The 24,429-nt window shown below is 66.1% G+C and carries 24 protein-coding genes; 7 read left to right on the top strand and 17 right to left on the bottom strand.

Annotated features, from left to right (window positions below; genetic code table 11):
• Positions 1–191: 191 nt before the first annotated feature.
• Both XI02_RS18760 and XI02_RS18755 read right to left on the bottom strand, forming a co-directional pair.
• On the bottom strand, positions 192–659 hold the full coding sequence (locus tag XI02_RS18760; protein ID WP_016846305.1) for a carboxymuconolactone decarboxylase family protein: 468 nt from the start codon (positions 657–659) through the stop codon (positions 192–194).
• Entirely contained in the window at positions 656–1,063 is a 408-nt protein-coding gene (locus tag XI02_RS18755) for a cupin domain-containing protein (protein ID WP_018271083.1), read from the bottom strand. The genes XI02_RS18760 and XI02_RS18755 overlap by 4 nt, the downstream gene beginning before the upstream one ends.
• A gap of 88 nt (positions 1,064–1,151) precedes the next feature.
• Between XI02_RS18755 and XI02_RS18750 the strand changes: the two genes are divergently transcribed.
• Complete coding sequence (locus tag XI02_RS18750; RefSeq protein WP_018271082.1) at positions 1,152–2,606, top strand: PLP-dependent aminotransferase family protein; 1,455 nt, start codon at positions 1,152–1,154, stop codon at positions 2,604–2,606.
• Here XI02_RS18750 and XI02_RS18745 read toward each other — a convergent pair.
• Positions 2,584–3,411, bottom strand: coding sequence for an SDR family NAD(P)-dependent oxidoreductase (locus XI02_RS18745; RefSeq protein ID WP_016846301.1), 828 nt, complete (start codon positions 3,409–3,411; stop codon positions 2,584–2,586). The two genes, XI02_RS18750 and XI02_RS18745, sit on opposite strands and share 23 nt — an antisense overlap.
• A 325-nt stretch (positions 3,412–3,736) precedes the next feature.
• Here XI02_RS18745 and XI02_RS18740 point away from each other — a divergent pair, with 325 nt between their 5' ends.
• Both XI02_RS18740 and XI02_RS18735 read left to right on the top strand, forming a co-directional pair.
• Positions 3,737–4,030 (top strand): hypothetical protein, encoded by a 294-nt coding sequence (locus XI02_RS18740; protein ID WP_026192632.1) that lies wholly within the window; start codon positions 3,737–3,739, stop codon positions 4,028–4,030.
• Positions 4,031–4,208: 178 nt separating this feature from the next.
• Positions 4,209–4,841 carry a TerC family protein gene (locus tag XI02_RS18735; RefSeq protein WP_018271081.1) on the top strand — a complete coding sequence of 211 codons (633 nt, stop codon included), beginning with the start codon at positions 4,209–4,211 and terminating at the stop codon, positions 4,839–4,841.
• Positions 4,842–4,903: 62 nt separating this feature from the next.
• Here XI02_RS18735 and XI02_RS18730 read toward each other — a convergent pair whose 3' ends face one another.
• The 4 genes from XI02_RS18730 to XI02_RS18715 form a co-directional block, all read right to left on the bottom strand.
• Complete coding sequence (locus XI02_RS18730; protein WP_026192631.1) at positions 4,904–5,623, bottom strand: RraA family protein; 720 nt, start codon at positions 5,621–5,623, stop codon at positions 4,904–4,906.
• A gap of 267 nt (positions 5,624–5,890) precedes the next feature.
• Positions 5,891–6,772, bottom strand: a complete 882-nt coding sequence (pssA, locus tag XI02_RS18725; protein ID WP_041482639.1) for a CDP-diacylglycerol--serine O-phosphatidyltransferase — start codon at positions 6,770–6,772, stop codon at positions 5,891–5,893.
• A 77-nt stretch (positions 6,773–6,849) separates the two neighbouring features.
• A complete protein-coding gene (locus tag XI02_RS18720) occupies positions 6,850–7,548 on the bottom strand; it encodes a phosphatidylserine decarboxylase (protein WP_016846296.1) in 699 nt (232 codons plus the stop codon).
• Positions 7,549–7,601: 53 nt separating this feature from the next.
• Entirely contained in the window at positions 7,602–9,590 is a 1,989-nt protein-coding gene (locus XI02_RS18715) for an ABC transporter ATP-binding protein/permease (RefSeq protein WP_038379835.1), read from the bottom strand.
• Positions 9,591–9,803: 213 nt separating this feature from the next.
• Between XI02_RS18715 and XI02_RS18710 the strand changes: the two genes are divergently transcribed.
• Positions 9,804–10,409, top strand: a complete 606-nt coding sequence (locus XI02_RS18710) for a TIGR00730 family Rossman fold protein (protein ID WP_018271077.1) — start codon at positions 9,804–9,806, stop codon at positions 10,407–10,409.
• Between the two features lie 153 nt (positions 10,410–10,562).
• Here XI02_RS18710 and XI02_RS18705 read toward each other — a convergent pair whose 3' ends face one another.
• The 4 genes from XI02_RS18705 to cysS all read right to left on the bottom strand — a co-directional run bounded on the left by XI02_RS18705 (position 10,563) and on the right by cysS (position 14,557).
• Positions 10,563–10,940 (bottom strand): VOC family protein, encoded by a 378-nt coding sequence (locus XI02_RS18705; protein ID WP_018271076.1) that lies wholly within the window; start codon positions 10,938–10,940, stop codon positions 10,563–10,565.
• 103 nt (positions 10,941–11,043) lie between these two features.
• Positions 11,044–12,642, bottom strand: a complete 1,599-nt coding sequence (cimA, locus tag XI02_RS18700) for a citramalate synthase (RefSeq protein ID WP_016846292.1) — start codon at positions 12,640–12,642, stop codon at positions 11,044–11,046.
• Positions 12,639–13,145: a GNAT family N-acetyltransferase gene (locus XI02_RS18695; RefSeq protein WP_016846291.1), complete on the bottom strand. Its 507-nt coding sequence runs from the start codon at positions 13,143–13,145 to the stop codon at positions 12,639–12,641. Before XI02_RS18695 ends, cimA begins: the two co-directional genes overlap by 4 nt.
• The gene (gene cysS / locus XI02_RS18690; protein WP_016846290.1) at positions 13,142–14,557 is read right to left on the bottom strand and encodes a cysteine--tRNA ligase; all 1,416 of its coding nucleotides are present in this window, start codon (positions 14,555–14,557) and stop codon (positions 13,142–13,144) included. The genes XI02_RS18695 and cysS overlap by 4 nt, the downstream gene beginning before the upstream one ends.
• A gap of 458 nt (positions 14,558–15,015) precedes the next feature.
• On the opposite strand from cysS, the gene XI02_RS18685 reads away from it, so the two are divergent.
• Both XI02_RS18685 and XI02_RS18680 read left to right on the top strand, forming a co-directional pair.
• The gene (locus XI02_RS18685; RefSeq protein ID WP_026192629.1) at positions 15,016–15,339 is read left to right on the top strand and encodes a hypothetical protein; all 324 of its coding nucleotides are present in this window, start codon (positions 15,016–15,018) and stop codon (positions 15,337–15,339) included.
• A gap of 143 nt (positions 15,340–15,482) precedes the next feature.
• On the top strand, positions 15,483–16,652 hold the full coding sequence (locus XI02_RS18680) for a DUF2865 domain-containing protein (protein ID WP_051110102.1): 1,170 nt from the start codon (positions 15,483–15,485) through the stop codon (positions 16,650–16,652).
• Between the two features lie 7 nt (positions 16,653–16,659).
• Here XI02_RS18680 and XI02_RS18675 read toward each other — a convergent pair whose 3' ends face one another.
• The 3 genes from XI02_RS18675 to XI02_RS18665 form a co-directional block, all read right to left on the bottom strand.
• Positions 16,660–18,411: an NAD+ synthase gene (locus XI02_RS18675; protein WP_018271074.1), complete on the bottom strand. Its 1,752-nt coding sequence runs from the start codon at positions 18,409–18,411 to the stop codon at positions 16,660–16,662.
• A 149-nt stretch (positions 18,412–18,560) separates the two neighbouring features.
• Positions 18,561–18,914, bottom strand: a complete 354-nt coding sequence (locus XI02_RS18670; RefSeq protein WP_018271073.1) for a diacylglycerol kinase — start codon at positions 18,912–18,914, stop codon at positions 18,561–18,563.
• Between the two features lie 83 nt (positions 18,915–18,997).
• On the bottom strand, positions 18,998–20,386 hold the full coding sequence (locus XI02_RS18665) for a class II 3-deoxy-7-phosphoheptulonate synthase (RefSeq protein ID WP_018271072.1): 1,389 nt from the start codon (positions 20,384–20,386) through the stop codon (positions 18,998–19,000).
• A 151-nt stretch (positions 20,387–20,537) separates the two neighbouring features.
• Here XI02_RS18665 and XI02_RS18660 point away from each other — a divergent pair, with 151 nt between their 5' ends.
• Positions 20,538–21,464 (top strand): alpha/beta fold hydrolase, encoded by a 927-nt coding sequence (locus tag XI02_RS18660; RefSeq protein ID WP_018271070.1) that lies wholly within the window; start codon positions 20,538–20,540, stop codon positions 21,462–21,464.
• 483 nt (positions 21,465–21,947) lie between these two features.
• Here XI02_RS18660 and XI02_RS18655 read toward each other — a convergent pair whose 3' ends face one another.
• From XI02_RS18655 to gor, 3 genes are all read right to left on the bottom strand, one after another.
• Positions 21,948–22,301 (bottom strand): cupin domain-containing protein, encoded by a 354-nt coding sequence (locus XI02_RS18655; protein ID WP_018271069.1) that lies wholly within the window; start codon positions 22,299–22,301, stop codon positions 21,948–21,950.
• A 57-nt stretch (positions 22,302–22,358) separates the two neighbouring features.
• Complete coding sequence (locus tag XI02_RS18650; RefSeq protein ID WP_018271068.1) at positions 22,359–22,568, bottom strand: DUF2934 domain-containing protein; 210 nt, start codon at positions 22,566–22,568, stop codon at positions 22,359–22,361.
• Positions 22,569–23,025: 457 nt separating this feature from the next.
• Positions 23,026–24,411 carry a glutathione-disulfide reductase gene (gene gor, locus XI02_RS18645; protein ID WP_018271067.1) on the bottom strand — a complete coding sequence of 462 codons (1,386 nt, stop codon included), beginning with the start codon at positions 24,409–24,411 and terminating at the stop codon, positions 23,026–23,028.
• Positions 24,412–24,429 lie beyond the last annotated feature (18 nt).

Raw genomic sequence — 24,429 nt, 5'->3', positions numbered from 1 at the left:
CGGGATGCTGCCAACAGCGTGCGGACAAGCCGGCGCGATGATCATGCAATAAGTGCACTGGAATCTGAGTTGCCGGAACATCAGCTCCTGGCACAAGGCCGACATGGGTGCTGTCGGCCTCAACAACGTCTTTCAGTCGAAAAGCGGAGCTTCGCGATCTCGTGAGTGCGCGCGCCAGCCGCCCTGCCAAATCACGCCGCGGCGGAATGCTCGGCTACGGCCTGCGGCGGGTTGCGGAAGCCGATTGCGATGCGGTTGTAGGTGTTCATCAGGCCGATCGCGATGGTCAGGTCGACCAGCTGCTTCTCGCTGAAGGTGGCGCGCGCCGCTTCATACGCGTCGTCCGGAATCGCGGTCTCCGCCACGCGGGTGACGGTTTCGGCCCAGGCCAGCGCGGCGCGCTCCTCGGCGTCGAACAGCGCCTCCGCCTCGCGCCAGACCTGCAGCAGCGCCAGCTTCTCGATCGCGACACCCATTTTCCGCAGTGAGCGCGTGTGCATGTCGAGGCAATAGGCACAGCCGTTGATCTGCGAGATGCGCAGATAGACGAGCTCGATCAGCGTCGCCGAGAGGCCGCTTTGCGTGATGTAGCCATAGACGCCACCGAGCGCCTTGATGCCCGCGGGCGCGACCTTGTTGTAATCGATCCGCATGCTCATTGCTTGTGTCCTTCCTTGTCGAAGACGGTCAGCGCCTTGTCGTTGCTGTCGACGACGAACACCGCAAGCAGCTTCGCCGGTTCGGTCGCGCTGGCGTTGCGCCCGAGCACGTGATGCGCGCTTGGCGGCTCGAAGAAGCTGTCGCCGGCCCGATAGATGTGCGCGGCCTCGCCCTCGAGCTGGCTCTCGATCGCGCCCTGGAGCACGTAGACATAGAGAAACGCCGATTTGGCGTGATGATGCGGCGCCGAGGGCTCGCCGGGCGGGAAGTTGACCTCGACCGCGATCAGCGACTTGCCGGGAATGTTCGTGATCATATGCTCGAACTTCGGCGTCACCGATTGCGCCAAGGCGGGGGTCGCAAGCGCGGCGCAGGCCAGCAGCGTCGTCATCAAGGTCTTCATCTCGTGCCTCCATTGCTACCGGATAGATGCGGGCACGCCTCGCCAAAAAGAAGCACCAAGAATGAACCGAATTGGTGTACCACGAGCCATGCCCACCCCGCTTCCCATCGCGCTCGACCGGTCGGCCAGGACGCCGCTCTCCGAGCAGATCCGCAAGGCGATCGCGGCGGCGATCGACAACGGCGTGCTGGTGCCGGGCGCCCGGCTGCCTTCCTGGCTCGACCTTGCCGCGCAGCTCGGCGTTGCGCGCGGCACCGTGCGGGCGGCCTACGACAAACTGTCGGACGCCCAGCACATCGTGTCGTCGAAGGCGGGCGGCACCACCGTCGCGAGGCGGCCCAGGAAGGCCGCCAAGCCCGATGCGCCGGTCGCTCGCGGATCGGTCGTGGAGATGTTTCGCGATCTGAGCGGTCAGGGACACTTTCGGATGGGCGTCCCCGCGCAGGATAGCCTCCCCGCCAAGCTGCTGGCGCGAATCCGCGCGCGCGCCGTCCGGGCGGAATTGAGCGCGGTGATGCGCTATGTCGATCCGCGCGGCGAGCTCGAATTGAGACGCGAGATCGCGGCGCACCTCGCGATCGCGCGCGGGCTCGAATGCTCGCCCGCGCAGATCGTCATCACCTCGGGATTCAGCGGCGGGCTCGGCCTTGCGCTGCGCGTGCTCGGCCTCGAAGGCCGCCGCGTGTGGATGGAAGACCCGGGATTTCCATTGACGCGAAAGGGCCTCGAGCTCGCGCGGCTGGAGGTCGTCCCGATCCCTGTCGATGCTAATGGCGTCGATGTCGAGTACGGTCTCAAGCACGCCCCCGACGCGGCGCTCGCGGTCGTGACGCCGGGCCAGCAGGCGCCGCTCGGTCCGCCATTGTCGCCGAAACGGCGCGCGCAGCTGCTCGACTGGGCCGCGCAATCCGGAGCCTTCATCATCGAGGACGACTATCTCGGTGAGTTGCAGCTCGACGGCCGCGCCGCGCCGGCGCTTGCCTCGCTCGACCGCGCCGGCCGGGTGATCCATCTCGGCTCCTTCAGCAAGACGATCTCGCCGACGCTTCGCCTCGGCTTCCTGGTTGCTCCGGAGCCGTTGGCGGCGCAGTTCGCCGATGTCGCGACGTGCCTTGTCCCTGCTCCCGGCCCGGCCGTGCAGCTGTCCACCGCGGAGTTCATGCGCGACGGCCACTACATTCGCCATCTCAGGCGAACCAAGCGGGCGTATTGCGACAGGCGCGATGCGCTGACGACGGCGCTGCGGAGCTGGAGCAACGACGCGCGGGTTGCCGGACTCGCGGTCATGCTGACGCTGCCGGACAAGACCGCCGATGTCGAGATCGCCAGGGCACTGCTCGCGCACGGGCTGGCGCCCGCCCCGCTCTCGCCCTGGTATGTTTCACCGAAGCGCGCGCAGCCGGGTCTGTTGCTCGGCATTGCAACGGTGCCGGATCGCGGCGTTCCGGCCGCATGCAAGCGCCTGTTCGAGGCGATCCGCGCCCAAAGTCGCATCCAGGAGGGGCCGGCGCCGCTCCGGATCAGGAAGCCCGCAACCCGGTGAGCGTAAGACTCAGCGCCTTGAGCCGCTTGCGCGCCTCGGCGTCATAGGCCTGAGCATGGGCGCGGGCCTCGCGCTTGCCGTCAAAGAACAGCCCGCTCCGGCCAGCCACATCGTCGTCCTGGACCAGACGCAGGATGGCATCACCGCCCTGCTCGACGGTCGAGATCGGCGTCGCGCCGCTGGCGCGCACCATCGTGGTGTTCATATAGGTCGCAGGGTGCAGAGAATTGACGGTCACGCCGGAGCCTTCGAGCTCCGCGGCCAGGTCGATGGTGAACATGATCTGCGACAGCTTGCTCTGCGCATAGGCGCGCGCGCCGCTGTAGTTCTTCGTGATCATCACGTCGCCGAAATCGATCGGGTGCTGGCCGAGCGACGCGACATTGACGATGCGCGCCGGCGTGCTCGCCTTGAGCCGCGGCAGCAACAGATGCGCGAGCAGGAAGCCAGCGAGATAGTTGACCGCGAAGCGCAGCTCGTGGCCGTCCTTGCTGGTCTGCCGCGCCGGCCCCTCGTTTTGCGAACCGATGCCGGCGTTGCTGACGAACACATCGAGGCGCTCCTGGTCGTCGAGCACCAGCTGGGCGAACTCGCGAACCTCGGCCAGCGAGGACAGATCGGCCTGGTAGAACATCGGCTCGCGGCCGCTGAGGCGCTTGATCTCGTCGGCCAGCGTCTGCGCCCGCTTGGTATCGCGGCCATGGATCAGGACCCGGGCGCCGGCCGACGCCAGCTTCATCGCGACATAACGGCCGACGCCGTCGGTGGAACCGGTGATCAGCACCGTCTTGCCTGCCATATTCATCGAAATTGCCTTTCGATCGTTCACCCAGCGCTGTCAGCAAAGATAAAGGCGCCGCGCGGACTTTGCCATGGCATGCCACCGCGCCGGCGGCGCCAAAGCGGCGTGCAGGATCGCCCCGGGGCACCGGCCTTCTCGGGAACCGCATACGTACTTCTTGTCGCGCGGCCGGCGGTCGCGCGGCGCCGCGTCGCGCGTCAGGCAGATCGCGTTCTGATATCCTCGACGTGACAAGCCAAAATCGGCACAAGATCGGCAAAGGACCGGAATGTCCTCGACCATTCCAGACAGGACCTTGCGAAAGACTCCCTCGCTGGAGCCGTTCGGCATGCTCCTGTTGTTCGGCGCGCTGACCGCACTGCCGATCGTCCTGACGCTTCGTCTGGTTGAGCCCGCACTCGCGCTGCCCGTGCTCAGCCTGTTGCTGTTCGTCCAGGCAGCCATTACCGCGATTGCGGCGCGCGTGATCCACGTGCGCACAAGCGTGGCGAACCTCACGCTGTGGGATTTTGCCGGCGCGTTCACCTTCATGGGGTGCGCTGCGGCGATCCTCGGCGAACCTGATCAGGCGGCGCTGTTCTTCGAGGAAGAAGCAGCAATGCGTCCGGTGTCACGACCGTAATCCCAGGCCGGGCCCCTCTGGCAGCCACAAGCTGCGATGTCGGACTGGAACTCAGTTGGAGTGGCCCTGCTTCGACCCGTGACGCGAATAAGCGTCGCGGTGGATTTGCCGTCCGCATGACGGCAAGAGCCGGTTTCGTCGAAAGGGTCCGCTCCCCGACCTCAAGGGGAATGCGACCATGTCCGAACTATTTTCGCCCGAATTGCTTTCACTCGACGCCCTCAGCGCATTGCTGCAAGTCGTCGTCATCGACCTCGTGCTGGCCGGCGACAATGCCGTCGTGATCGGCCTTGCCGCGGCCGGCCTGCCGGCGAAGCAACGCGGCAAGGCGATCCTGATCGGCATCGGTGCCGCGACACTGCTGCGCATCCTGTTCGCCCTGGTCACCACGCAGCTGATGCAGATCGTCGGGCTCCTGCTGGCCGGCGGCATCCTGCTATTGTGGGTGTGCTGGAAGATGTGGCGCGAGCTGCGCGCCGACGCGCACGAGACCACGGCCGAACATGCCGATGGCGCAAAGGGCCAGCGCAAGACGCTGTGGCAGGCCACCACACAGATCATCGTTGCCGACGTCTCGATGTCGCTCGACAACGTGCTGGCGGTCGCGGGCGCGGCGCGGGAACAGCCGATCGTGCTGGTGTTCGGCCTCGCGCTCTCGATCGCGATGATGGGCGCAGCGGCCTCCTTCATCGCGCGGCTGCTGCAGAACCACCGCTGGATCGCCTATGTCGGCCTCGCCGTGATCCTCTATGTCGCCATCGATATGACGGTTCGCGGTGCGAACGAGATCGCGAAGGTTGCGCCGGCCTGACGAAAGCAAAACGGCGGGCCCTTCAGCCCGCCGCTTCTCATGTTGAGAATACGCGCGCTGCGTCAGTGGATTTCCGCCGAACGCTTCAGCGCATCCTTCAGCTTCTCAAGCGAAAAATCCTTGCTGCGCGCAATGTCCAGGATCGGGGTCTCGCGGCGGCCGCAGAGTTCGGCGGCCTCGGGCAGCTTCGCCGCGACCTCGTAGGGGATCACGATCGCGCCGTGACTGTCGGCGTGGATCAGATCGTCGGATCGCACCGTCATGCCGGCGACGCGGACCTCGCCACCGAAGCTCTCCGCATGCACCCAGGCGTGCGACGGACCGATCGAGCCGGCCAGCGCCTGGAAGCCCGGCGCCCATTGCGGAATGTCGCGGATCGAGCCGTCGGTAATGACGCCAAGGCAGCCGAGCGCCTTGTGCACGTTGCTCTGCACCTCGCCCCAGAATGCGCCGTAGCCGACGTCGGGACCGTCGATGTCCTGGATGACGGAGATGCGCGGGCCGAAGCCGGTGCCGACATATTCGTAATAGTCGATGCGGCGCTTCGACTGCTCCTCGGCCGAGAGGCCGGATTTCAGCACCGAGCGGATCGTCGTGGTGCGGGCGTAGCCGACCATCGGCGGCAGCGTCGGGAACGGGCAGACCAGCGGCTTCACGGTGTAGCCGATCAGACGGCGCTCCGGCGCGACGATCTCCATCGCGTTGCAGATCGTCGGCGTGTCGTAGCGCGCCAACGCTTCAAGGACGGAAGCAGGAAGCGGGGCGGAAGCGGATGTCGTCACGGCGTTTCTCTCCTGATTTTTGGCGTTCGCTGGGCCGTCTCAGCCTATAGCCGAGATCGCAGGCGAACCCAACCGAGGCACGCTCATGGCTGATATTTGCTGGAATGAAGCAACCACATCACCGTTCACCCCCGCGCAACGGCGAAGCCGTTGTCGCTGGAGGAGGCCGCGCAGCGGCCGTCTCGAAGAGGCGACGGCCCCGCTGGTGGCCGTGCATCCTTCGAGACGCGCTCCGCGCTCCTCAGGATGACGGATCATAGAGAGGCATCAATGCAGATGCGTCGGACGATCGTCGCGGTCACTCTCCGCGACCGGCGCCGCATAGGGAGCCGCAGGTGACGCCACCACCTGCGCGCCCGCAGCTTGCGTCTGCGCGGCAAGCTGGCGCTCCTGGTCGCGATAGGACTTCCAGCCCCAGGGCAGACTGATCAGATAGGCAACCGAGCCCGCCGACAGGATGTGCCAGGGATAGCCGATCAGCAGCGCGACAAAGAACACCACAGCAACGAACACCGGCAGCACCATTTCCGGCGGCACGCGCATCTTCACGGTCTTGCCGGAGAACACCGGCAGCCGCGACACCATCAGGAAGGCGATCAGGAGCGTGTAGAACGCCGTCAGCGTCGCCGGCGGCATCGGCACGCCGAGGAAGGCGAGATAGATCGGCAGCAGCACGGTGATCGCACCGGCCGGCGCCGGCACGCCGGTGAAATAGTTGGCGGCGAAGGCCGGCTTGTTCGGATCGTCGATCGAGGCATTGAAGCGCGCAAGCCGCAGGCCGCCCGAAATCGCGAACACCATCGCGGCGATCCAGCCGCCGTTGTTCAGCTCATGCAGCTGCCAGAAATACAGGATCAGGCCCGGCGCGACGCCGAAATTGACGAAGTCGGCGAGGCTGTCGAGCTCCGCGCCGAATTTCGACTGGCCCTTGATCATGCGGGCGACGCGGCCGTCGATGCCGTCGAGGATCGCGGCGAACACGATGGCGGCGACCGCCAGCTCCATCCGCCTTTCGGTCGACAGCCGGATCGCGGTGAGGCCGGCGCAAATCGCCAGCAGCGTGATCATGTTCGGCACCAGCATCCGCACCGGGATCGGGCGGAACCGGCGGCGGCGATACTCGGTGGAATTCGGATCGAATGGCGTCATGGCCCGAAGAATATAGCAAGCGCCGCCCGGCTCCGCCATTGTGGCCAGAACCGGCTGATGGGGCTGGCGAAACAGAGTTAATCGGCGCGATAAGTCCGGCCCGGATCGGCGTTGCGGAAATCCGCCAGAATCGTCTCGCCGGCGACCGCGGTCTGCCCCTCCGAGACCAGCGCCTTGGTGCCCTCGGGCAGATAGACGTCGAGCCGCGAGCCGAAGCGGATCAGGCCGAAGCGCTCGCCGGCGCCGATCGACTGGCCTTCCTTGACGAAGCAGACGATGCGCCGCGCCACGAGGCCCGCGATCTGGACCACGCCGATGCGCCCGTTCGAGGTCGAGATGACGAGCGAATTGCGCTCATTGTCCTCGCTCGCCTTGTCGAGCTCGGCATTGATGAAGGCGCCGGGCCGGTAGGCGATGCGGTCGATGCGGCCGACCACCGGGCTGCGGTTCACATGGCAGTTGAACACGCTCATGAACACCGAGACCCGCGGCAGCGGCTTGTCGCCGAGCCCGAGCTCGGCCGGCGGCAGCGCCTGCACCACCATCGAGACGCGGCCGTCGGCCGGCGATACCACGATGCCGTCGCGCAGCGGCGTTACCCGGACCGGATCGCGGAAGAACAGCGCGCACCAGACCGTCAGCAGCGTCCCGATCCAGCCCAGCGGAGTCCAGATCCAGAACAGGATCAGGCTCGCCAGAGCGAAGCCGCCAATGAAGGGATAGCCCTCGGGGTGGATCGGCGGGATCTGCGCGCGGATGGAATTGGCGATCGACATCAGAGCTCGCTTGCGTTTCCCCGCCCCATTTGGCGGGAGAGGCCCTAAATCGACTATTCCGCGGCGGTCGGCAAGGGTTTCTCACCCGCGTCAGGGGTGGAATCCTCCGACGATTCAGTGACCGCCGGCGGCAGCCGATTCGGCGCGGTGCCCTCGTCATCGACCTGGGCGAGCCGTTCGCGGGCCTCCTCGGCCTCGCGCTGCCGGTTCCACATGCTGGCATAGAGGCCGTCGGCGGCCAAAAGCCGCGCGTGGGTGCCGCGCTCGGCGATCCGGCCCTGGTCCAGCACGATGATCTCGTCGGCGCCGACGATGGTCGACAGCCGGTGCGCGATCACCAGCGAGGTGCGGTTGCGCGAGACCCGCTCCAGCGCGCCCTGGATTTCGTGCTCGGTGTGGCTGTCGAGCGCGGAGGTCGCCTCGTCCAGCACCAGGATCGGCGGCCCCTTCAGCACCGTGCGCGCGATCGCAACGCGCTGCTTCTCGCCGCCGGAGAGTTTCAGGCCGCGCTCGCCGACCTGCGTCTCATAGCCCTGCGGCGACATCCGGATGAAGCCGTCGATCTGCGCGAGGCGCGCCGCCTCCTCGACCTCGTCGTCGCCGGCGTCCCAGCGGCCATAGCGGATGTTGTAGCGGATGGTGTCGTTGAACAGCACGGTGTCCTGCGGCACCATGCCGATCGCCGAGCGCAGCGAGGCCTGCGTGACGGTCTTGATGTCCTGGCCGTCGATCAGGATGCGGCCGCTCGAGACGTCGTAGAGGCGGAACAACAGCCGCGAGATCGTCGACTTGCCGGCGCCGGAGGGACCGACGATCGCCACCGTCTTGCCGGCCGGCACCTCGAAGCTCAGGCCCTTCAGGATCGGCCGGTCCGCCTCGTAGGCGAAGCGGACATCCTCGAACCGCACGCTGCCGGCGGATACCGCGAGCGGCTTGGCCCCCGGCACGTCCTTCACCTCGGGATCGCGCGCCAGCACGTCGAACATCTTCTCGATGTCGATGATCGCCTGCTTGATCTCGCGATAGACCATGCCCATGAAGTTCAGCGGCTGGTAGAGCTGGATCATCATCGAGTTGATCAGCACGAAATCGCCGACGGTGTGCGTGCCGTTGCGGATGCCGAACGCGCACATCAGCATGGTCGCGGTCAGCCCCGCGGTGAAGATGATCGCCTGCCCGGTGTTGAGCACGGCGAGCGAGGTGTAGGTCTTCACGCTGGCCTGTTCGTAGCGCTCCATCGAGCGGTCGTAGCGCCGCGCCTCGCGTTCCTCGGCGCCGAAATACTTCACCGTCTCGTAGTTGAGCAGCGAGTCGATCGCCTTGGTGTTCGCCTCGGTGTCGGAATCGTTCATCCTGCGGCGGATCTCGATCCGCCACTCGGTCGCGATGTAGGTGAAGTACATGAACACGACGACCGTGAGCAGCACCGCGAGCACGTAGCGCCAGTCGAACTGCCAGAGCAGCACCGCCGCCAGCAGCGCGACCTCGACGATGGTCGGGATCAGCTGCAGGATCACCATCCGCACGATGGTCTCGATGCCGGAGCGGCCGCGCTCGAGGACGCGGGTCAGGCCGCCGGTCTTGCGCTCGAGATGGAAGCGCAGCGACAGCTCGTGCATGTGCACGAAGGTGATGTAGGCGAGCCGCCGCACCGCATGCATCGCGACGCGCGCGAAGATGCCGTCGCGCCACTGCGTCAGCACCGCCATGATGATGCGCACCGCGCCGTAGCTGATCGTCATCAGCACCGGCGAGGCGATCAGCCAGACCACCCAGTTCGAGGCCGCAACCGGCGCCGAGCCCGTGCCGTTCAGCGCATCGATCGCCCATTTGAAGGTGAACGGCACCGACAGCGTGGCGAGCTTGGCGAACAGCAGCAGCACCACCGACCAGATCACACGCATCTTCAAATCGGCGCGATCGCCGGGCCAGATATAGGGCCAGAGATGAACGAGGGTGCCGAGCAGCGTCCCCTTCTCGGCGGCCGGCGGCGTCGCCGTGGGCTGTGCGGCGCCGGTCACATTCTGTTGCGGCGGCACCATCAGGCGCCCGCCCGCGCGGTCACGGCGCGGCGGTCCGCTGCCATATCTTTTCCACGGTTTGCCATTGTGCCCGTCATATAGATCGTTTGAACGCGGCGTACAGGCATATGATGAAAATTGTTCGCGATTCGCGGGAATTTACGGGATTTTTCGCCTCTCAATCCCCATATCCGACTCTTGACCCTGTTTACGCTGCAGTGCCACAAGGATCGTATGAACCAAATCAAGACTGTCTGTGTTTATTGCGGCTCCGGCCCCGGTAACAATCCCCGTTTCGTTGAAGCTGCCGTCGCGCTCGGCAAGAGCTTTGCCGAAAACAACGTGCGCCTGGTCTATGGCGGCGGCTCGATCGGCCTGATGGGCGCGGTCGCGAAATCGACGCTCGACCACGGCGGCTCCGTCACCGGCATCATTCCCGAATTCCTGCGCGCGCGCGAGAACGCGCTGACCTCGGTCCAGGAGATGATTGTCACGCCCGACATGCATGAGCGCAAGCGCCTGATGTTCGAGCGCTCGGATGCATTCGTCGCGCTGCCCGGCGGCATCGGCACGCTGGAGGAGCTGGTCGAGCAACTGACCTGGCAGCAGCTCGGCCGTCACCATAAGCCGATTCTGCTCGCCAACGTCGATGGCTTCTGGGAACCCCTGCTCTCGCTGCTGAACCACATGCGCATGACCGAGTTCATCCGCCCGACGCTGCCGATCAACGTCTTGATGGCCGACCGCGTCGACGAGATCCTGCCGCGGCTACGTTCGGCGGTGGCACGCACGCCCGAGGCCGCGAAGGATCTCGCGCCCGAAGTGGCGCGGCGGCTCTGATCGTTCGGGTGCGCTAAACTATCCCCGTCATGCTGAGGAGCGCGGAACGCGCGTCTCGAAGCATGCACGGCCCGGCTGGTGGCCGTGCATCCTTCGAGGCTCGCAAGAGCTCGCACCTCAGGATGACGGATTACGTTGAGCGCTCGTCCAGCCTCACTCGCTCGGAAACGTCACGGCCTCGATGCGGTTGCCGTCGAGATCGAGGACGAAGGCCGCATAATAGCGCACGCGGTCGTGCGGGCGCAGGCCCGGAGGGCCATCGGAGAGGCCGCCTGACGCCAGCGCCGCAGTGTGGAAGGCATCGACCTCGGCGGTGGTCTTCGCGCGCAGGCAGATATGGGTGCCGCTCTCATGTGCGACCGGCGCCATCGTGGCGCGCAGATTGATCCAGAATTCGGGATAAGCCTTGCCGAAGCCGATCGTCGCCGGCCGCGTGACGAGGCGGCTCAGGCCGAGCGCGGCCAGCGTCGGCTCATAGAACCGCGCGGCGCGTTCGAGATCGCGAACACCGACGGAAACGTGGTCGATCATGGGCCCTCCTCCCGGACTCGTAGCCCGGATGAGCGAAGCGACATCCGGGGAAAACCGATCGAGACGCCCCCCGGATATCGCTTCGCTCATCCGGGCTACGGTCTCACGCCTGCGCGCCCGACTTCACCAGTTTGTAAAACACCGAATCCATCAGCGCCTGGAACGAGGCGTCGATGATGTTGGGCGAGACGCCGACCGTGGTCCAGCTCTCGCCGGTCTCGTCCTCGCTCTCGATCAAGACGCGCGTGACCGCCTCGGTGCCGCCATTGAGGATACGCACGCGATAGTCGATCAGCTTCAGGCCATCGATATATTTCTGGTACTTGCCGAGATCCTTGCGCAGCGCGACGTCGAGCGCGTTGACCGGGCCGTTGCCTTCGGCGGCCGAGATCAGCCGCTCGCCGTCGACGTCGACCTTCACCACCGCGAGCGCCACCGTGACGCGCTGGCCGTTGGCGTTGTAGCGCTGCTCGACATTGACGTCGAACTGCTCGACCTTGAAATATTCCGGCACCTTGCCGAGGGTGCGGCGCGCCAGCAGATCGAACGATGCGTTGGCGGATTCATAGGCGAAGCCCGCGGCCTCGCGCTCCTTCAATTCCTCGACCAGGCGCGTCAGCCGCGGATCGCTCTTGTCATAGGCGATGCCGGCACGGTCGAGCTCGGCCATCACGTTGGAGCGGCCGGCCTGATCGGATACCAGCACCTTGCGGTGATTGCCGACCAGTTCCGGCAGCACGTGCTCATAGGTCTGCGGATCCTTCATGACAGCGGACGCATGGATGCCCGTCTTGGTGACGAACGCGCTTTCGCCGACATAGGCCGCATGGCGGTTGGGCGCGCGGTTCAGCATGTCGTCGAGCGTGCGCGACACCTTCATCAGCGTCGCCAGCTTCTCCGTGGTGACGCCGATCTCGAACTTGTCGGAAAACTCCTGCTTCAGCTTCAGGGTCGGGATCAGCGAGCAGAGATTGGCGTTGCCGCAGCGCTCGCCAAGGCCGTTGAGCGTGCCCTGGATCTGGCGCGCGCCGGCCCGCACCGCGGCGAGCGAATTGGCGACCGCCTGCTCGGTGTCGTTATGGGCGTGGATGCCGAGATAGGCGCCGGGCACGTGCTTGACGACGTCGCCGACGATGGTCTCGATCTCATGCGGCATGGTGCCGCCATTGGTGTCGCACAGCACCACCCAGCGGGCGCCGGACTGATAGGCCGCCTTGGCGCAGGCAAGCGCGTAGTCGCGGTTCTCCTTGTAGCCGTCGAAGAAATGCTCGCAGTCGACCATCACCTCGCGGCCGAGCGCCTTCGCGGCCGCGACGCTGTCGCGGATCGAGGCGAGGTTCTCCTCGTTCGTGGTCTCGAGCGCGACACGGACCTGGTAGGCGGAGGATTTTGCGACGAAGCAGATCGCGTCCGCCTTGGCCTCGAGGATGCCGGCAAGCCCGGGATCGTTCGAGGCCGAGCGGCCCGGCCGCCGCGTCATGCCGAAGGCGGTGAAGCGCGCGTGCTCGAAGTCGGGCTTCCTGCTGAAAAACTCGCTATCGGTCGGATTGGCGCCGGGATAGCCGCCCTCGACATAGTCGATGCCGAGCGCGTCGAGCATGCCTGATATCACCTGCTTGTCCTGCAGCGTGAAGTCGACGCCGTTGGTCTGCGCGCCGTCGCGCAGCGTGGTGTCGAACAGATAGAGGCGCTCGCGGCTCACGCGTGGCCTCCCGGGGTCGCGACACCATCGAGCTGCTTCTGCATCGTGGTGTTGGCGAGCCACTCGTCATTGATGGTGACCGAGTTGCGCTGCTGGGCGACGTAGCCGCGCTTGCGGAAGAATTCCAGCGCGGTGTCGCTGGCATCGACCTTCAGGGTCTTGGTGCCGCGGGCGCTCGCGATCTTCTCCAGCGCATCGCACAGCGCGCTGCCGACGCCCTGCCCGACCGCGCTCGGATGCACATAGAGCATGTCGATGAGATCGGCGCCCTTCAGCGAGGCGAAACCGACCGGCGCGCCCTGCAAGGTCGCGATCAGCGTGAGCTCGCCGGCGAGCTTCTTGCCGAAGGCCGCCTCATCGTCGGCGGCCATCGCCCAGGCTTCCTGCTGCGCCTCGCTGTAGTCGTCGCCGGTCAGGTCCATGATCGAGGCCGCGAAGATCGCCGCCAGCAGCGGCGCGTCGTCAGGCAGATACGGGCGCAGTGCGGGTGCGGAACGGCTCATCGCGCGACCTCCCAGGTGGTGATCGGCTTTCCTTCGGCATCCTTTCCGTCCTTGATCGCCACGCCCATCGCGGCGAGCTGATCACGGATCCGATCGGACTCCTTGAAATCCTTGCGCGCTCGCGCCGCGGTGCGCTCGGCGATCAGCGCCTCGACGGCAGCGGCATCGACGCCGCTCGCCTGCTGCTTGCGGGCTTCCCACGCGGCCGCGCTCTCCGACAGGAAGCCGAGCAGCCGGAGCGAGCCGGCAAACTCCTTGCGGCTCTGTTCGCTGCTCGACGCAGCACCGCGCAGGCCGTGCAGCACCGCCATCGCCTGCGCCGTGTTGAGGTCGTCGTAAAGCGCCTCGACCATCGCCGGCGACGGCGCGCCGGGCTCGGCGTCGGCCGCGACCGCGTACCAGTCGTCGAGCGTCTTCGCGGCCTCCTCGGTGGCCTTCGCGGTCCAGTCGAGCGGCGAACGATAATGCGTCTTCAGCATGGCAAGCCGCAGCACCTCGCCCGGCCAATCGGCCAAGAGATCGCGGATCGTGAAGAAGTTGCCGAGCGACTTCGACATTTTCTCGCTCTCGATCTGCAGGAATCCGTTGTGCATCCAGACATTGGCCATGCGGTCGGAGTGGAACGCGCAGCAGGTCTGGGCGAGCTCGTTCTCATGGTGCGGGAACACCAGGTCGATGCCGCCGCCATGGATGTCGAACTTCTCGCCGAGATGCTTCCAGGCCATGGCCGAGCACTCGATGTGCCAGCCGGGACGGCCCTCGACCTTGATGCCGGCCGGCGACGGCCAGGAGGGCTCGCCCGGCTTCGACGGCTTCCAAAGCACGAAGTCGGTGTTGTCGCGCTTGTAGGGCGCAACATCGACGCGGGCGCCCGCGATCATCTCGTCGAGCGAACGCTTCGACAACGCGCCGTAGCGCGGCAGCATCGAGTTGGCCGCGTTCATCGCCTGCGGCGAGAACAGCACGTGATCCTCGGCGACATAGGCAAAGCCGCCGGCGACCAGCTTCTCGATGATCGCGCGCATCTCCGGAATATGCTCGGTGGCGCGCGGCTGCACGGTCGGCGGCAAGCAGCCGAGCGCGGTGACGTCGTCCTGATATTGCTGATAGGTCAGCTCGGTGACCTTGCGGATCGCCTCGTTCAGCGGCACGCCGGGATAATCCCGCGCGGCGCGGACGTTGATCTTGTCGTCGACGTCGGTGATGTTGCGGACATAGGTCACGTGGCCGGCGCCATAGCGATGGCGCAGCAGGCGAAACAGCACGTCGAAGACAATAGCCGCACGGCCGTTGCCGATATGGGCGAAGTCATAGACCGTCGGTCCGCAGGCATACATGCGGACGTTGGTGGCATCGAGCGGCACGAACGGCCGCTTCTCCCGGGTCAGCGTATCGTAGAGGCGCAAATCCATGGAAACCGTTCCCAGCGCCGCCTGTGATTTGAAGTTCCTGCTGTAATGGCAGCGAGATCGTTCAGGAACTTCAAATCACAGGCGGCATTAAACTTTACCTTTGTTGGCACCGGACCGGCTCTCGCATTCGCAACCCCGTTCGCCGCAAGAACGTGCGAATGCGAGAGCCGGTCCGGTGCTGGCCGGGCGGTCCAATGCTCTCATGTGTTGAGAAAAGACGGCCTCAGCCAGCGAATCGCTAGCTCATAATCTCGCGGCAAATGCTGCAGATGGCGAGGTGGCCGTTCATGGTTCCACCATGTCTCACGGCCCCATTATCGCGTCAAGGGGCTGTTTTCGGGCGGTTTGCCACCCCGCCCCGCACCGAAATCACGTCAACGCCCTCATGGTTAATCATTATTAAGGATTTGGGCGTATCCGGACGCATGCGGATTCCCCGCCATTTTCACTGGTGCACCATGCGGCCCGTTTCAGCATTGATTGCCTGCACGCTCTTCCTTGCTCCGTCCTTCCTTGCCTCCTCGGCCGCGTTGGCCGACAGCCGCGTCTTCATCGTCGCCAACCAGGCCGACGGCTACGGCATCGACCAGTGCCTGGCCCGCGGCGACCGCTGCGGTGCCTCCGCCGCCCGCGCCTATTGCCGGTCACGCGATTTTGCGCAGGCCACCAATTACCGCCGCGTCGATCCCGACGAGATCACCGGCGCGGTCCCGCACGCCGCCAACGAAAAATGCAGCGGCAACAGCTGCGGCGAATTCGTTGCCATCACCTGCCAGCGCTGAGCCAAGCCGCTGGCCAGACGGGGCTATTGCCACACCGGCGCCCCGGAAACGACGTGACGCTGCCCCGAGAAACGGCTATTGCAGCGGCCTTGCCCGCGCGCTTTGGCGTTGATCGCCGCGCGGCGTCGTTTTAATGGCCGGATATGCCCAATAGCTCCCGTTCTCGCTTCTCCCGCTGGTTTCTGACGTGCGCCGTGCTGGCCGGCATCGCCCTGCCCGCCACGCATGCCCTGGCGCAAGTGCCGCCCGGCCCGCCCGGTCCGGCTCCGCAAGGCGCGCCGCAGCCCAACCCGCAGGCCAATCCGATGTGCGGCCGGCTCGAAGGCCAGCTGGCGGCGATCGACCGCGGCGGCGGCTCCGGCGACCCGGCCAAGGATGAGCAGATCCGCCGCTATCAGGACGCGGCAACCCGCCAGCAGGGCGAGCTCGATCGGGTGACGGCGCAGGCCCGGCGCATGGGCTGCGACAGCTCCGGGTTCTTCTCGCTCTTCAATAACAATTCGGCGCAGTGCGGTCCGGTCAACACCCAGATCCAGCAGATGCGCGCCAATCTCGACCAGATCACCGCCAATCTCGAGCGGCTGCGCTCCGGCGGGCTCGGCGGCGCCGACCGCGAGAACCAGCGCCGCTCGGTCCTGACCGCGCTGGCGCAGAACAATTGCGGCCCGCAATATGCCGCGGCCGCGCGTGGCCCCGGCAACTTCCTCGAGAACCTGTTCGGCGGCGGTGGCGGCGGCAATCCCAACAATCCGCTGCCCCCGCCCGATGCGCAGTATGGCGCCCAGTCCGGCACCTTCCGCACCGTCTGCGTCCGCACCTGCGACGGCGCCTATTTCCCGATCTCGTTCGCAACGGTGCAGGCGCGCTTCGCGGCCGACGAGCAAATCTGCAAGGCGCAGTGCCCTGCCGCGGATGCCAGCCTGTTCACCTACCGAAATCCCGGCGAGGACATCAACCAGGCGGTCTCGATCAGCGGTGTATCCTACTCGTCGCTGCCGAACGCCTTCAAGTACCGCACCGAGTTCAATCCGTCCTGCTCCTGCAAGCCGGCCGGCCAGAGCTGGGCCGAGGCGCTGAAGGCGGTCGACGACAAGGCGTCCGCCGAGCAGCAGGGCGACATCATCGTCACCGAGGAGAGCGCGCGGAAGATGCAGCAGCGCGCCCAGACCAAGGCCGCGGCCGGCAAGAAGGGCGCGCCCGCCGCTGCAGCTCAACAGCAGCCCGCAGCCGCTGACGCCACGGCACCGGCGGCCGCGCCGGCGAGCGACGGCCAGATCCGCACCGTCGGCCCGACCTTCATCCCGAAGCGGTAGGAAGAGTTCAGCCCTCGAACGCTTCCGCTGACGCGCGCGAGGTGCGCGCCACCAGCGTCTCGTCGGGCGCCGGCAACGCCTTGCCGAAATCGCGGAAGCGGTTGGTGATGGGATAGCGGCGGTCGCGGCCGAAATTCTTCCGCGTCACCTTCACCCCTGGCGCCGCCTGCCGCCGCTTGTATTCGGCGACGTTGAGCAGGCGATCGACCCGGGCCACCACATCGCGGTCGAAGCCGGCTTCGATGATGGCCGCCAGCGGCTCCTCGCGCTCGACCAGCCGTTCGAGGATCGCGTCCAGCACGTCGTAGGGCGGCAGCGAATCCTGGTCGGTCTGGTTCTCGCGCAACTCCGCGGTCGGCGGCCGGATGATGATGTTGACCGGGATCACCTCGCCTGACGGGCCGAGCGCGCCGTCCGGCTTCCAGCCGTTGCGCAGGCTCGACAGGCGGAACACCTCGGTCTTGTAGATGTCCTTGATCGGATTGAAGCCGCCGTTCATGTCGCCATACAGCGTGGCGTAGCCGACCGACATCTCCGACTTGTTGCCGGTGGTCACCACCATGGCGCCGGTCTTGTTGGAGATCGCCATCAACAGCGTGCCGCGGGCGCGCGCCTGCAAATTCTCCTCGGTGATGTCGCGCTCCAGCCCCTTGAACACCGGCGCCAGAATCGTCTCGAAGCCGTTCACGGCATCGGCGATCGGCAGGATCTCGTAGCGGATGCCGAGCGCCGCGGCGAGCTTGGCGGCATCGTCGAGCGACACCTGCGCGGTGTAGCGGAACGGCAGCATCACGCCGCGCACCTTGTCGGCGCCGAGCGCATCGACCGCGATCGCCGCGCACAGCGCCGAGTCGATGCCGCCGGAGACGCCGAGCAGCACGCCGGGAAAACCGTTCTTGCGGACATAGTCGCGCAGTCCGAGCACGCAGGCCGCGTAATCGGCCTTGTCGCCCTCGAGCTGCGCCGTGATCGGCCCGTTGCAGCGCCAGCCGTCGGCGGTCTTGCGCCAGGTCAGCGTCGTGATGTTCTCCGCGAACGCCGGAAGCTGCGCCGCGACGGAGAGATCGGCATTCAGCGCGAACGAGGCGCCGTCGAAGATCAGCTCGTCCTGGCCGCCGACCTCGTTGAGATAGACCAGCGGCAGTCCGCTCTCGGTGACGCGCGCCACCACGATCGACAGCCTGAGGTCGGCCTTGTCGCGGGCATAGGGCGAGCCGTTCGGCACCACCAGAATCTCGGCGCCGGTCTCGGCGAGACATTCGACGACGTTCTCGTACTCTTCGGACTCCTCGAGCCAGATGTCCTCGCAGATCGGCACGCCGATGCGCACGCCGCGCACCGTCACCGGACCCGGCGCCGGGCCGCGCGCGAACAGCCGCTTCTCGTCGAACACGCCGTAATTCGGCAGATTGGCCTTGAAGCGCAGCGCGGCGATGCGGCCGCCGTCGAGCAGCGCGCAGGCATTGTAGAGCTTGTCGTCCTCGACCCAGGGCGTGCCGATCAGCATCGCCGGGCCGCCATCCCTGGTCTCGCGCGCCAGTTCCTCGATCGCGGCGCGGCAGGCCGACTGGAACGCCGGCTTGAGCACCAGATCCTCCGGCGGGTAGCCGGCGATGAACAGCTCCGACAGCACCACGAGGTCGGCGCCGTCGGCCTTGGCCGCCTCGCGCGCGGCGCGCGCCTTCGCGGCGTTGCCGGTGACGTCGCCGACCGTCGGATTGAGTTGCGCCAGGGTGATCTTGATCTGTTGTTCGCTCATACGCTTAAGTTGTCCTGCACAACAGCAAACTTCAATCACCTTCCGGTCATGGTGCGATTGCAGAAATCGCACCATGACCGGCGGGAGCTGCTTTTGAGCATGATCTGATCGGAAAACCGGTTCCCACTTTTCCGGATCATGCTCGGGAATCAGAACGCGCCCATGCGTTCGGCGAGGGCGAACAGCCAGAACACCCCGGCCATGACGAGCGCGACGCCGACCGCGGCCGAGCCCATGTCCTTGACCCGCCCGATCTGCGGATCGTGATCCATGGTCAGGCGATCGGCGAGCTTCTCGATCGCGGTGTTGAGCAGCTCGATGACGAGCACCAGCACCACGGTTGCGACCAGCTCGACCCGGCGCATCACGGTGGCGCCGACCAGCCAGGCCAGCGGCAGCGACAGCGCCAACGCCACCACCTCCTCGCGAATCGCCTGCTCCGAGCGAATGGCGAATGCCAGCCCGTTGCGCGAGTTGATGGTGGCTCGCCAGAACCTCAGCAAGTCACTGCCCCCAAGTCACGTCCCAAGTCACCAGCCCCAAGTCACCTGCCCCAAGTCACCTGCCCCAAGTCACCTGCCCCAAATCACAACCCCGCGGCGGCCGGCATCGGCTTGACCTTGCCGGCGCGCTCCTGCTTCAAGAGCTCGGCGATCAGGAAGGCCATGTCGATCGACTGCTCGGCATTGAGGCGGGGATCGCAGACCGTGTGGTAGCGGTCGTTGAGGTCCTCATCGGTGATGGCGCGCGCGCCGCCGATGCATTCGGTGACGTCCTGTCCGGTCATCTCCAGATGCACGCCGCCGGCATGGGTGCCTTCGGCAGCGTGGATCTGGAAGAACGACCTCACCTCCGACAGCACGCGGTCGAACGGCCGCGTCTTGTAGCCCGAGGTCGAGGTGATGGTGTTGCCGTGCATCGGATCGCACGACCACACCACCTTGCGCCCTTCCCGCTGCACGGCGCGGATCAGGCCCGGCAGATGGTCGCCGACCTTGTCGGCGCCGAACCGGTTGATCAGGGTCAGGCGCCCCGGCTCATCTTCGGGATTGAGGATATCGATCAGCTTCAGCAGCTCGTCGGGCTTCAGCGACGGGCCGCATTTCAGGCCGATCGGATTCTTGATGCCGCGGAAATATTCGACATGGCCGTGATCGAGCTGGCGGGTGCGATCGCCGATCCAGATCATGTGGCCGGAGGTCGCGTACCAGTCGCCGGTGGTGGAATCGACCCGCGTCATCGCCTGCTCGTAGCCGAGCAGCAGCGCTTCGTGGCTGGTGTAGAAATCGGTGGCGCGCAGCTCGGGATGGCTCTCGAGGTCGAGGCCGCAGGCGCGCATGAAGTTCAGCGCATCCGAGATGCGGTCGGCCAGCTCCTTGTAGCGGCGGGACTGCGGCGAATCTTTCAGGAAGCCGAGCATCCACTGATGCACGCTGCCGAGATTGGCGAAGCCGCCGGTCGCGAACGCGCGCAGCAGGTTCAGCGTCGCGGCGGATTGGCGATAAGCCATCAGCTGGCGCTGCGGATCGGGAATGCGCGCTTCCGGCGTGAAGGCGATGTCGTTGACGATGTCGCCGCGATAGCTCGGCAGCTCGACGTCGCCCTGCTTCTCGGTCGGCGACGAGCGCGGCTTTGCGAACTGGCCGGCGATGCGGCCGACCTTCACCACCGGCAGCGCGCCGGCATAGGTCAGCACGACCGCCATCTGCAGGAAGACGCGGAAGAAGTCGCGGATGTTGTTGGCGCCGTGTTCGGCAAAGCTCTCGGCGCAGTCGCCGCCCTGCAGCAGGAAGGCCTCGCCGGCGGCGACCCGCCCCAGCGCCTTCTTCAGGCTGCGCGCCTCGCCCGCGAACACCAGCGGCGGAAAGGTCGCCAGCTGGGCCTCGACATCGGCCAATGCCTTGGCATCGGGATAATCGGGCACCTGCAGCACCTTCTTGGCGCGCCAGCTATCGGGTGTCCACCGCTCGGACATGAGGTCAACTCCTGAGCAAAAACCGCAACTTAATCACGGCATGAGGAAAGCCCGGCTTATACACAGGGCCCCGCTTTCCCGCTAGAAGGATTCCTGCAATCTGGTCAAGCCCTTGCAGGGAAATCCGAATTCGCATTTGGTAGAGCATAGCATGAATGCCGTGGAAATCGCCGTGGCCTCCGCCGCGCTGGACGACGTTTTTAGCGACGACATCGTCGTGCCGGCCGCGGACGGCTATCCGCTCGCCGCGACGCTGTTCCTGCCGCGCGGCACGCGGCGCCACGCCGTCCTGATCAATTCGGCAACCGCCGTGCCCCGCAAGGTCTATCGCGGCTTTGCCGGCTACCTCGCCCGCCGCGGCGCGGCGGTGCTGACCTACGACTACCGCGGCACCGGCGACAGCCGGCCGATGGCGGCGACCGGCCTTAACAAGCCGAAATCGCTGGCCGGCTTCAAGGCCACGATGGCGGACTGGGCCGCGCTCGACGCCACCGCGGCGGTGAACTGGATGCGCGAGCGCTACCGCAACCTCCCCTTCGCCTATGTCGGACACTCCTTCGGCGGCCAGGCCCTCGGGCTGCTGGCCAACAATGCCGAGATCCCGCGCGCGCTCCTGATCGCCTCGCAGGCGGCCTATTGGAAGCTGATGGCCTCGCCCGAGCGCTACCGCGTCGTCGCCTTCATGAACGGCGTCGGCCTGCCGCTGGCGCGCACGCTCGGCTATCTGCCCGCCTGGGCCGGCCTCGGCATGGACCTGCCGAGGGGCGCGTTCGAGCAATGGCGGAGCTGGCTGATGCGGGAGCGCTATCTGCTCGATGATGCCACGCTGACGGCGCGCGAAAATTTTCCGAAGTTCAAGGGCAGGCTCCGCGCGCTTGTCATGACCGACGACATCTGGGCGACGCGGCCGGCGGTCGAGTTGCTGTGCTCCGCCTTCACGTCGATCACGCCCGAGATCATCTTGATCCGTCCCGCCGATGCCGGCGCGAAAGCGATCGGCCATTTCGGCTTCTTCCGCAGCGAACACCGCGATGCGCTGTGGCGTGGCGCCGCGGAGTGGCTCGAGGCGGAGGGATAAGCGCGGGCTCTCTCCGCCGTCGTCCTGGCGAAAGCCAGGCCCCACAACCACCGCATTTGGATTGTGAATGGGATCGCGGCCCCAACGCCGTGCCGCAATGATCACCTGGGGTAATAGGTCCTGGCCTTCGCCAGGACGACGATGAGGATGGCTTTCGCGCGATGCGATGCACCGCTGCGTAGCTCATCCCGCTGTCATCGCCCGGTTCGCACTTGCTGGCCACATCGGTGTCGTCCCGGCGAAGGCCGGGACCCATGCTCCGCGGCGCTCGTTGTTATCGGGACTCGTCGTTCCACCATCGCGCAACAAATGATCATTCGTGGTTATGGGTCCGGCTTTCGCCGGGGCGACACCGGACGTATTGCGCCGCCGGTGAGACATACTTTCGCATTGTCGCGACATGAATCGCCCGAGCCTTGCTCTTCAACTTGGATCCGCGGTCAAAATGATGGGTATCGCTTCGCTCCACCCCTCCTGCCAGTCTCACACCACCTTGCGCGGCGCCGCCGTCGCCGCATCACCTGTGTTCGGCGTCCCGGTCGGCTCGATCAGCAGCAGATGCACCTCTTCCTTTGCGACCGGCCGGTGCTCGACGCCTTTTGGCACGATGTACATCTGCCCGGGAGTTAGCGTGACGGTGCGATCGCGCAGCTCGATGTCGAGGATGCCTTTCAGGACGAGGAAGAAGTCGTCGGTGTCGTCGTGCTTGTGCCAGACGAACTCGCCCTGCACCTTCACCACCATGACGTCGCAGGCATTGAATTGCGCGACGGTGCGCGGCGACCAGTGATCGGAGAATGTCGACAGTTTCTGCGAAAGATCGATCGCGCCGCTCATGATGCCTCCGGGTCCGGGCCAGCCTGCCGGACTCGTTAGCTCAGCCGTGCGACGCACTCAATGCACGCCCCTTAATCTCTCCGGATAAGCACTCGGCTCATTGTGCCCCTTGATATCGCAAGGCGCTTCTCCGTTGGTGGCTCGCCGCGCCAGCAGTTCCTTTTCGGCCTGATACCAGAGCTGATCCATCTTGCCCGGCGGCTCGCCGGCGTCCTTCCACAATTCGTAGGCGCGGGTCCGGATCTCCTGCTCGGTTGGGCCTCTCATGCGCGGCTCCCTCAATTTGAGACATCAAACTGTTTGAGAGTGGAACGGACAGTATAGCGCAAGGTTCCAGGGTGCGCGAGACGGCCGCGCGCCGAGGGCGCGTCTGCACAAGCGCCGCTGCGCGAAACCGCGTTCGATTTGAGCGCGCGAAGCGGCCCCGGGAAAAGCCGCCGATGGATATGCATGTCAACAAGGGTGCCCTAATTCGCGGGCGCACGAAGCGCGGCCGTCGGCGCCGGTCTTGCGGAGGCGCGCTACCCCTTCTGAGGTATGAAACCTTTTGCCCGCTTCCGCAGACAAAAACTCATCAGGATTTTGTCACGACCTTCCTGGGGCTAGAGACAGCGCCGTCCGCATGTATTTTAAGCGGGCGGCGTTGGGCTGTCAGGCAGAGCTCGTTCCCCGCTCGCGATCGCCAGAGAGCACCTGGACGGCAGCGCCGGCCCGCGGGTTACCGCTACTCCGCCGCCTGGCGCACGTGGCGCGCGGTCGGCGTCCGCATCGTCACCAGCTCTTCGGAGGCGGTCGGATGCAGCGCGATGGTGGCGTCGAAATCGGCCTTGGTCGCCTTCATCTTGACGGCGATCGCGACGGCCTGGGTGATTTCGGCGGCGCCATCACCGACGATATGGCAGCCGAGCACGCGGTCGCTCGCGCCGTCGACCACGAGCTTCATCAGCACGCGGGTGTCGCGGCCGGACATCGTCGCCTTGATCGGGCGGAAATCGGTCTTGTAGATGTCGACGTGGCTGAACTGCGCCCGCGCCTCTTCCTCCGTCAGACCAACGGTGCCGACCTCCGGCTGCGAGAACACCGCGGTCGGGATTGTGGCGTGGTCGACCTGGACCGGGCGCTTGCCGAACACGGTGTCGGCGAAGGCATGGCCCTCACGGATGGCAACCGGGGTCAGATTGGTGCGGTGGGTGACGTCGCCGACCGCGTAGATGTTGTCGACCGAGGTCTTCGACCAGCCGTCGACCTGGATGCCGCCATTGGCGGGATTGATGGCGACGCCCGCGGTCTCCAGTCCGAGACCCCGGACATTGGGATGCCGGCCGATCGCGAACATCACCTGGTCGGAGGCGATGCTCGAACCATCAGACAAATGGGTGGTGAAGTCACGGCCGTGCTTGTCGATCTTCGCCACCGTGCGGCCGGTGATGATGGTGATGCCGCGCTTCTCCATCTCGGCGCGGACATGCTTGCGCACGTCCTCGTCGAAGCCGCGCAGGATGTTGTCGCCGCGATAGATCACCGTGACGTCGGAGCCGAAGCCGGCGAAGATGCCGGCGAACTCCAGCGCGATGTAGCCGCCGCCCTGGATCACGATCCGCTTCGGCAGCTCCTTGAGGTGAAACGCCTCGTTGGAGGAGATCACGTGCTCGATGCCGGGCACGATCGGCCCGTGATTGGGCGCGCCGCCGGTGGCGATCAGGATGTACTTCGCCGTCACCTTCTCGCCGGTGGCGAGTCTGATGGTGTGGGTATCCTCCAGCACCGCGCGGGTCTTCACGATCCGTGCGCCCGACTTCTCGACATTGCTGGTGTAGGCGCCCTCGAGCCGGGCGATCTCCTTGTCCTTGTTGGCGACCAGCGTCGTCCAGTCGAACGAGACCTGCCCGATGCTCCAGCCGAAGCCGACCGCGTCCTCGATCTCGTCGTGGACGTGGCTGCCGATCACGAACAGTTTCTTCGGCACGCAGCCGCGGATCACGCAGGTGCCGCCCATCCGGTACTCTTCGGCGACCATGACCTTCGCGCCGTAGCCGGCGGCGATGCGGGCGGCACGAACGCCGCCCGAACCACCACCGATGACAAACAGGTCGACGTCAAACTCGGCCATTCTTGCACCCAACCTTGG

The sequence above is a fragment of the Bradyrhizobium sp. CCBAU 21365 genome (genome assembly GCF_015291305.1).
GTDB lineage: Bacteria > Pseudomonadota > Alphaproteobacteria > Rhizobiales > Xanthobacteraceae > Bradyrhizobium > Bradyrhizobium elkanii.
Note: the sequence above shows the minus strand (reverse complement) of the source record. Positions and strands in the feature narration are given on the sequence as shown.

What these genes read in the sequence shown, in the direction of transcription:
- cysS (WP_016846290.1), bottom strand. Translation starts at nt 14,557, where the DNA reads ATGGATTTGCGCCTCTACGATACGCTGACCCGGGAGAAGCGGCCGTTC.
- XI02_RS18760 (WP_016846305.1), bottom strand. Translation starts at nt 659, where the DNA reads ATGAGCATGCGGATCGATTACAACAAGGTCGCGCCCGCGGGCATCAAG.
- pssA (WP_041482639.1), bottom strand. Translation starts at nt 6,772, where the DNA reads ATGACGCCATTCGATCCGAATTCCACCGAGTATCGCCGCCGCCGGTTC.
- XI02_RS18665 (WP_018271072.1), bottom strand. Translation starts at nt 20,386, where the DNA reads ATGTCCGAGCGGTGGACACCCGATAGCTGGCGCGCCAAGAAGGTGCTG.
- XI02_RS18740 (WP_026192632.1), top strand. Translation starts at nt 3,737, where the DNA reads ATGCTCCTGTTGTTCGGCGCGCTGACCGCACTGCCGATCGTCCTGACG.
- XI02_RS18680 (WP_051110102.1), top strand. Translation starts at nt 15,483, where the DNA reads ATGCCCAATAGCTCCCGTTCTCGCTTCTCCCGCTGGTTTCTGACGTGC.
- gor (WP_018271067.1), bottom strand. Translation starts at nt 24,411, where the DNA reads ATGGCCGAGTTTGACGTCGACCTGTTTGTCATCGGTGGTGGTTCGGGC.
- XI02_RS18655 (WP_018271069.1), bottom strand. Translation starts at nt 22,301, where the DNA reads ATGAGCGGCGCGATCGATCTTTCGCAGAAACTGTCGACATTCTCCGAT.
- XI02_RS18735 (WP_018271081.1), top strand. Translation starts at nt 4,209, where the DNA reads ATGTCCGAACTATTTTCGCCCGAATTGCTTTCACTCGACGCCCTCAGC.
- XI02_RS18695 (WP_016846291.1), bottom strand. Translation starts at nt 13,145, where the DNA reads ATGAGCCGTTCCGCACCCGCACTGCGCCCGTATCTGCCTGACGACGCG.
- XI02_RS18660 (WP_018271070.1), top strand. Translation starts at nt 20,538, where the DNA reads ATGAATGCCGTGGAAATCGCCGTGGCCTCCGCCGCGCTGGACGACGTT.
- XI02_RS18710 (WP_018271077.1), top strand. Translation starts at nt 9,804, where the DNA reads ATGAACCAAATCAAGACTGTCTGTGTTTATTGCGGCTCCGGCCCCGGT.
- XI02_RS18745 (WP_016846301.1), bottom strand. Translation starts at nt 3,411, where the DNA reads ATGAATATGGCAGGCAAGACGGTGCTGATCACCGGTTCCACCGACGGC.
- XI02_RS18755 (WP_018271083.1), bottom strand. Translation starts at nt 1,063, where the DNA reads ATGAAGACCTTGATGACGACGCTGCTGGCCTGCGCCGCGCTTGCGACC.
- XI02_RS18715 (WP_038379835.1), bottom strand. Translation starts at nt 9,590, where the DNA reads ATGGTGCCGCCGCAACAGAATGTGACCGGCGCCGCACAGCCCACGGCG.
- XI02_RS18675 (WP_018271074.1), bottom strand. Translation starts at nt 18,411, where the DNA reads ATGAGCGAACAACAGATCAAGATCACCCTGGCGCAACTCAATCCGACG.
- XI02_RS18705 (WP_018271076.1), bottom strand. Translation starts at nt 10,940, where the DNA reads ATGATCGACCACGTTTCCGTCGGTGTTCGCGATCTCGAACGCGCCGCG.
- XI02_RS18650 (WP_018271068.1), bottom strand. Translation starts at nt 22,568, where the DNA reads ATGAGAGGCCCAACCGAGCAGGAGATCCGGACCCGCGCCTACGAATTG.
- XI02_RS18720 (WP_016846296.1), bottom strand. Translation starts at nt 7,548, where the DNA reads ATGTCGATCGCCAATTCCATCCGCGCGCAGATCCCGCCGATCCACCCC.
- XI02_RS18750 (WP_018271082.1), top strand. Translation starts at nt 1,152, where the DNA reads ATGCCCACCCCGCTTCCCATCGCGCTCGACCGGTCGGCCAGGACGCCG.
- XI02_RS18685 (WP_026192629.1), top strand. Translation starts at nt 15,016, where the DNA reads ATGCGGCCCGTTTCAGCATTGATTGCCTGCACGCTCTTCCTTGCTCCG.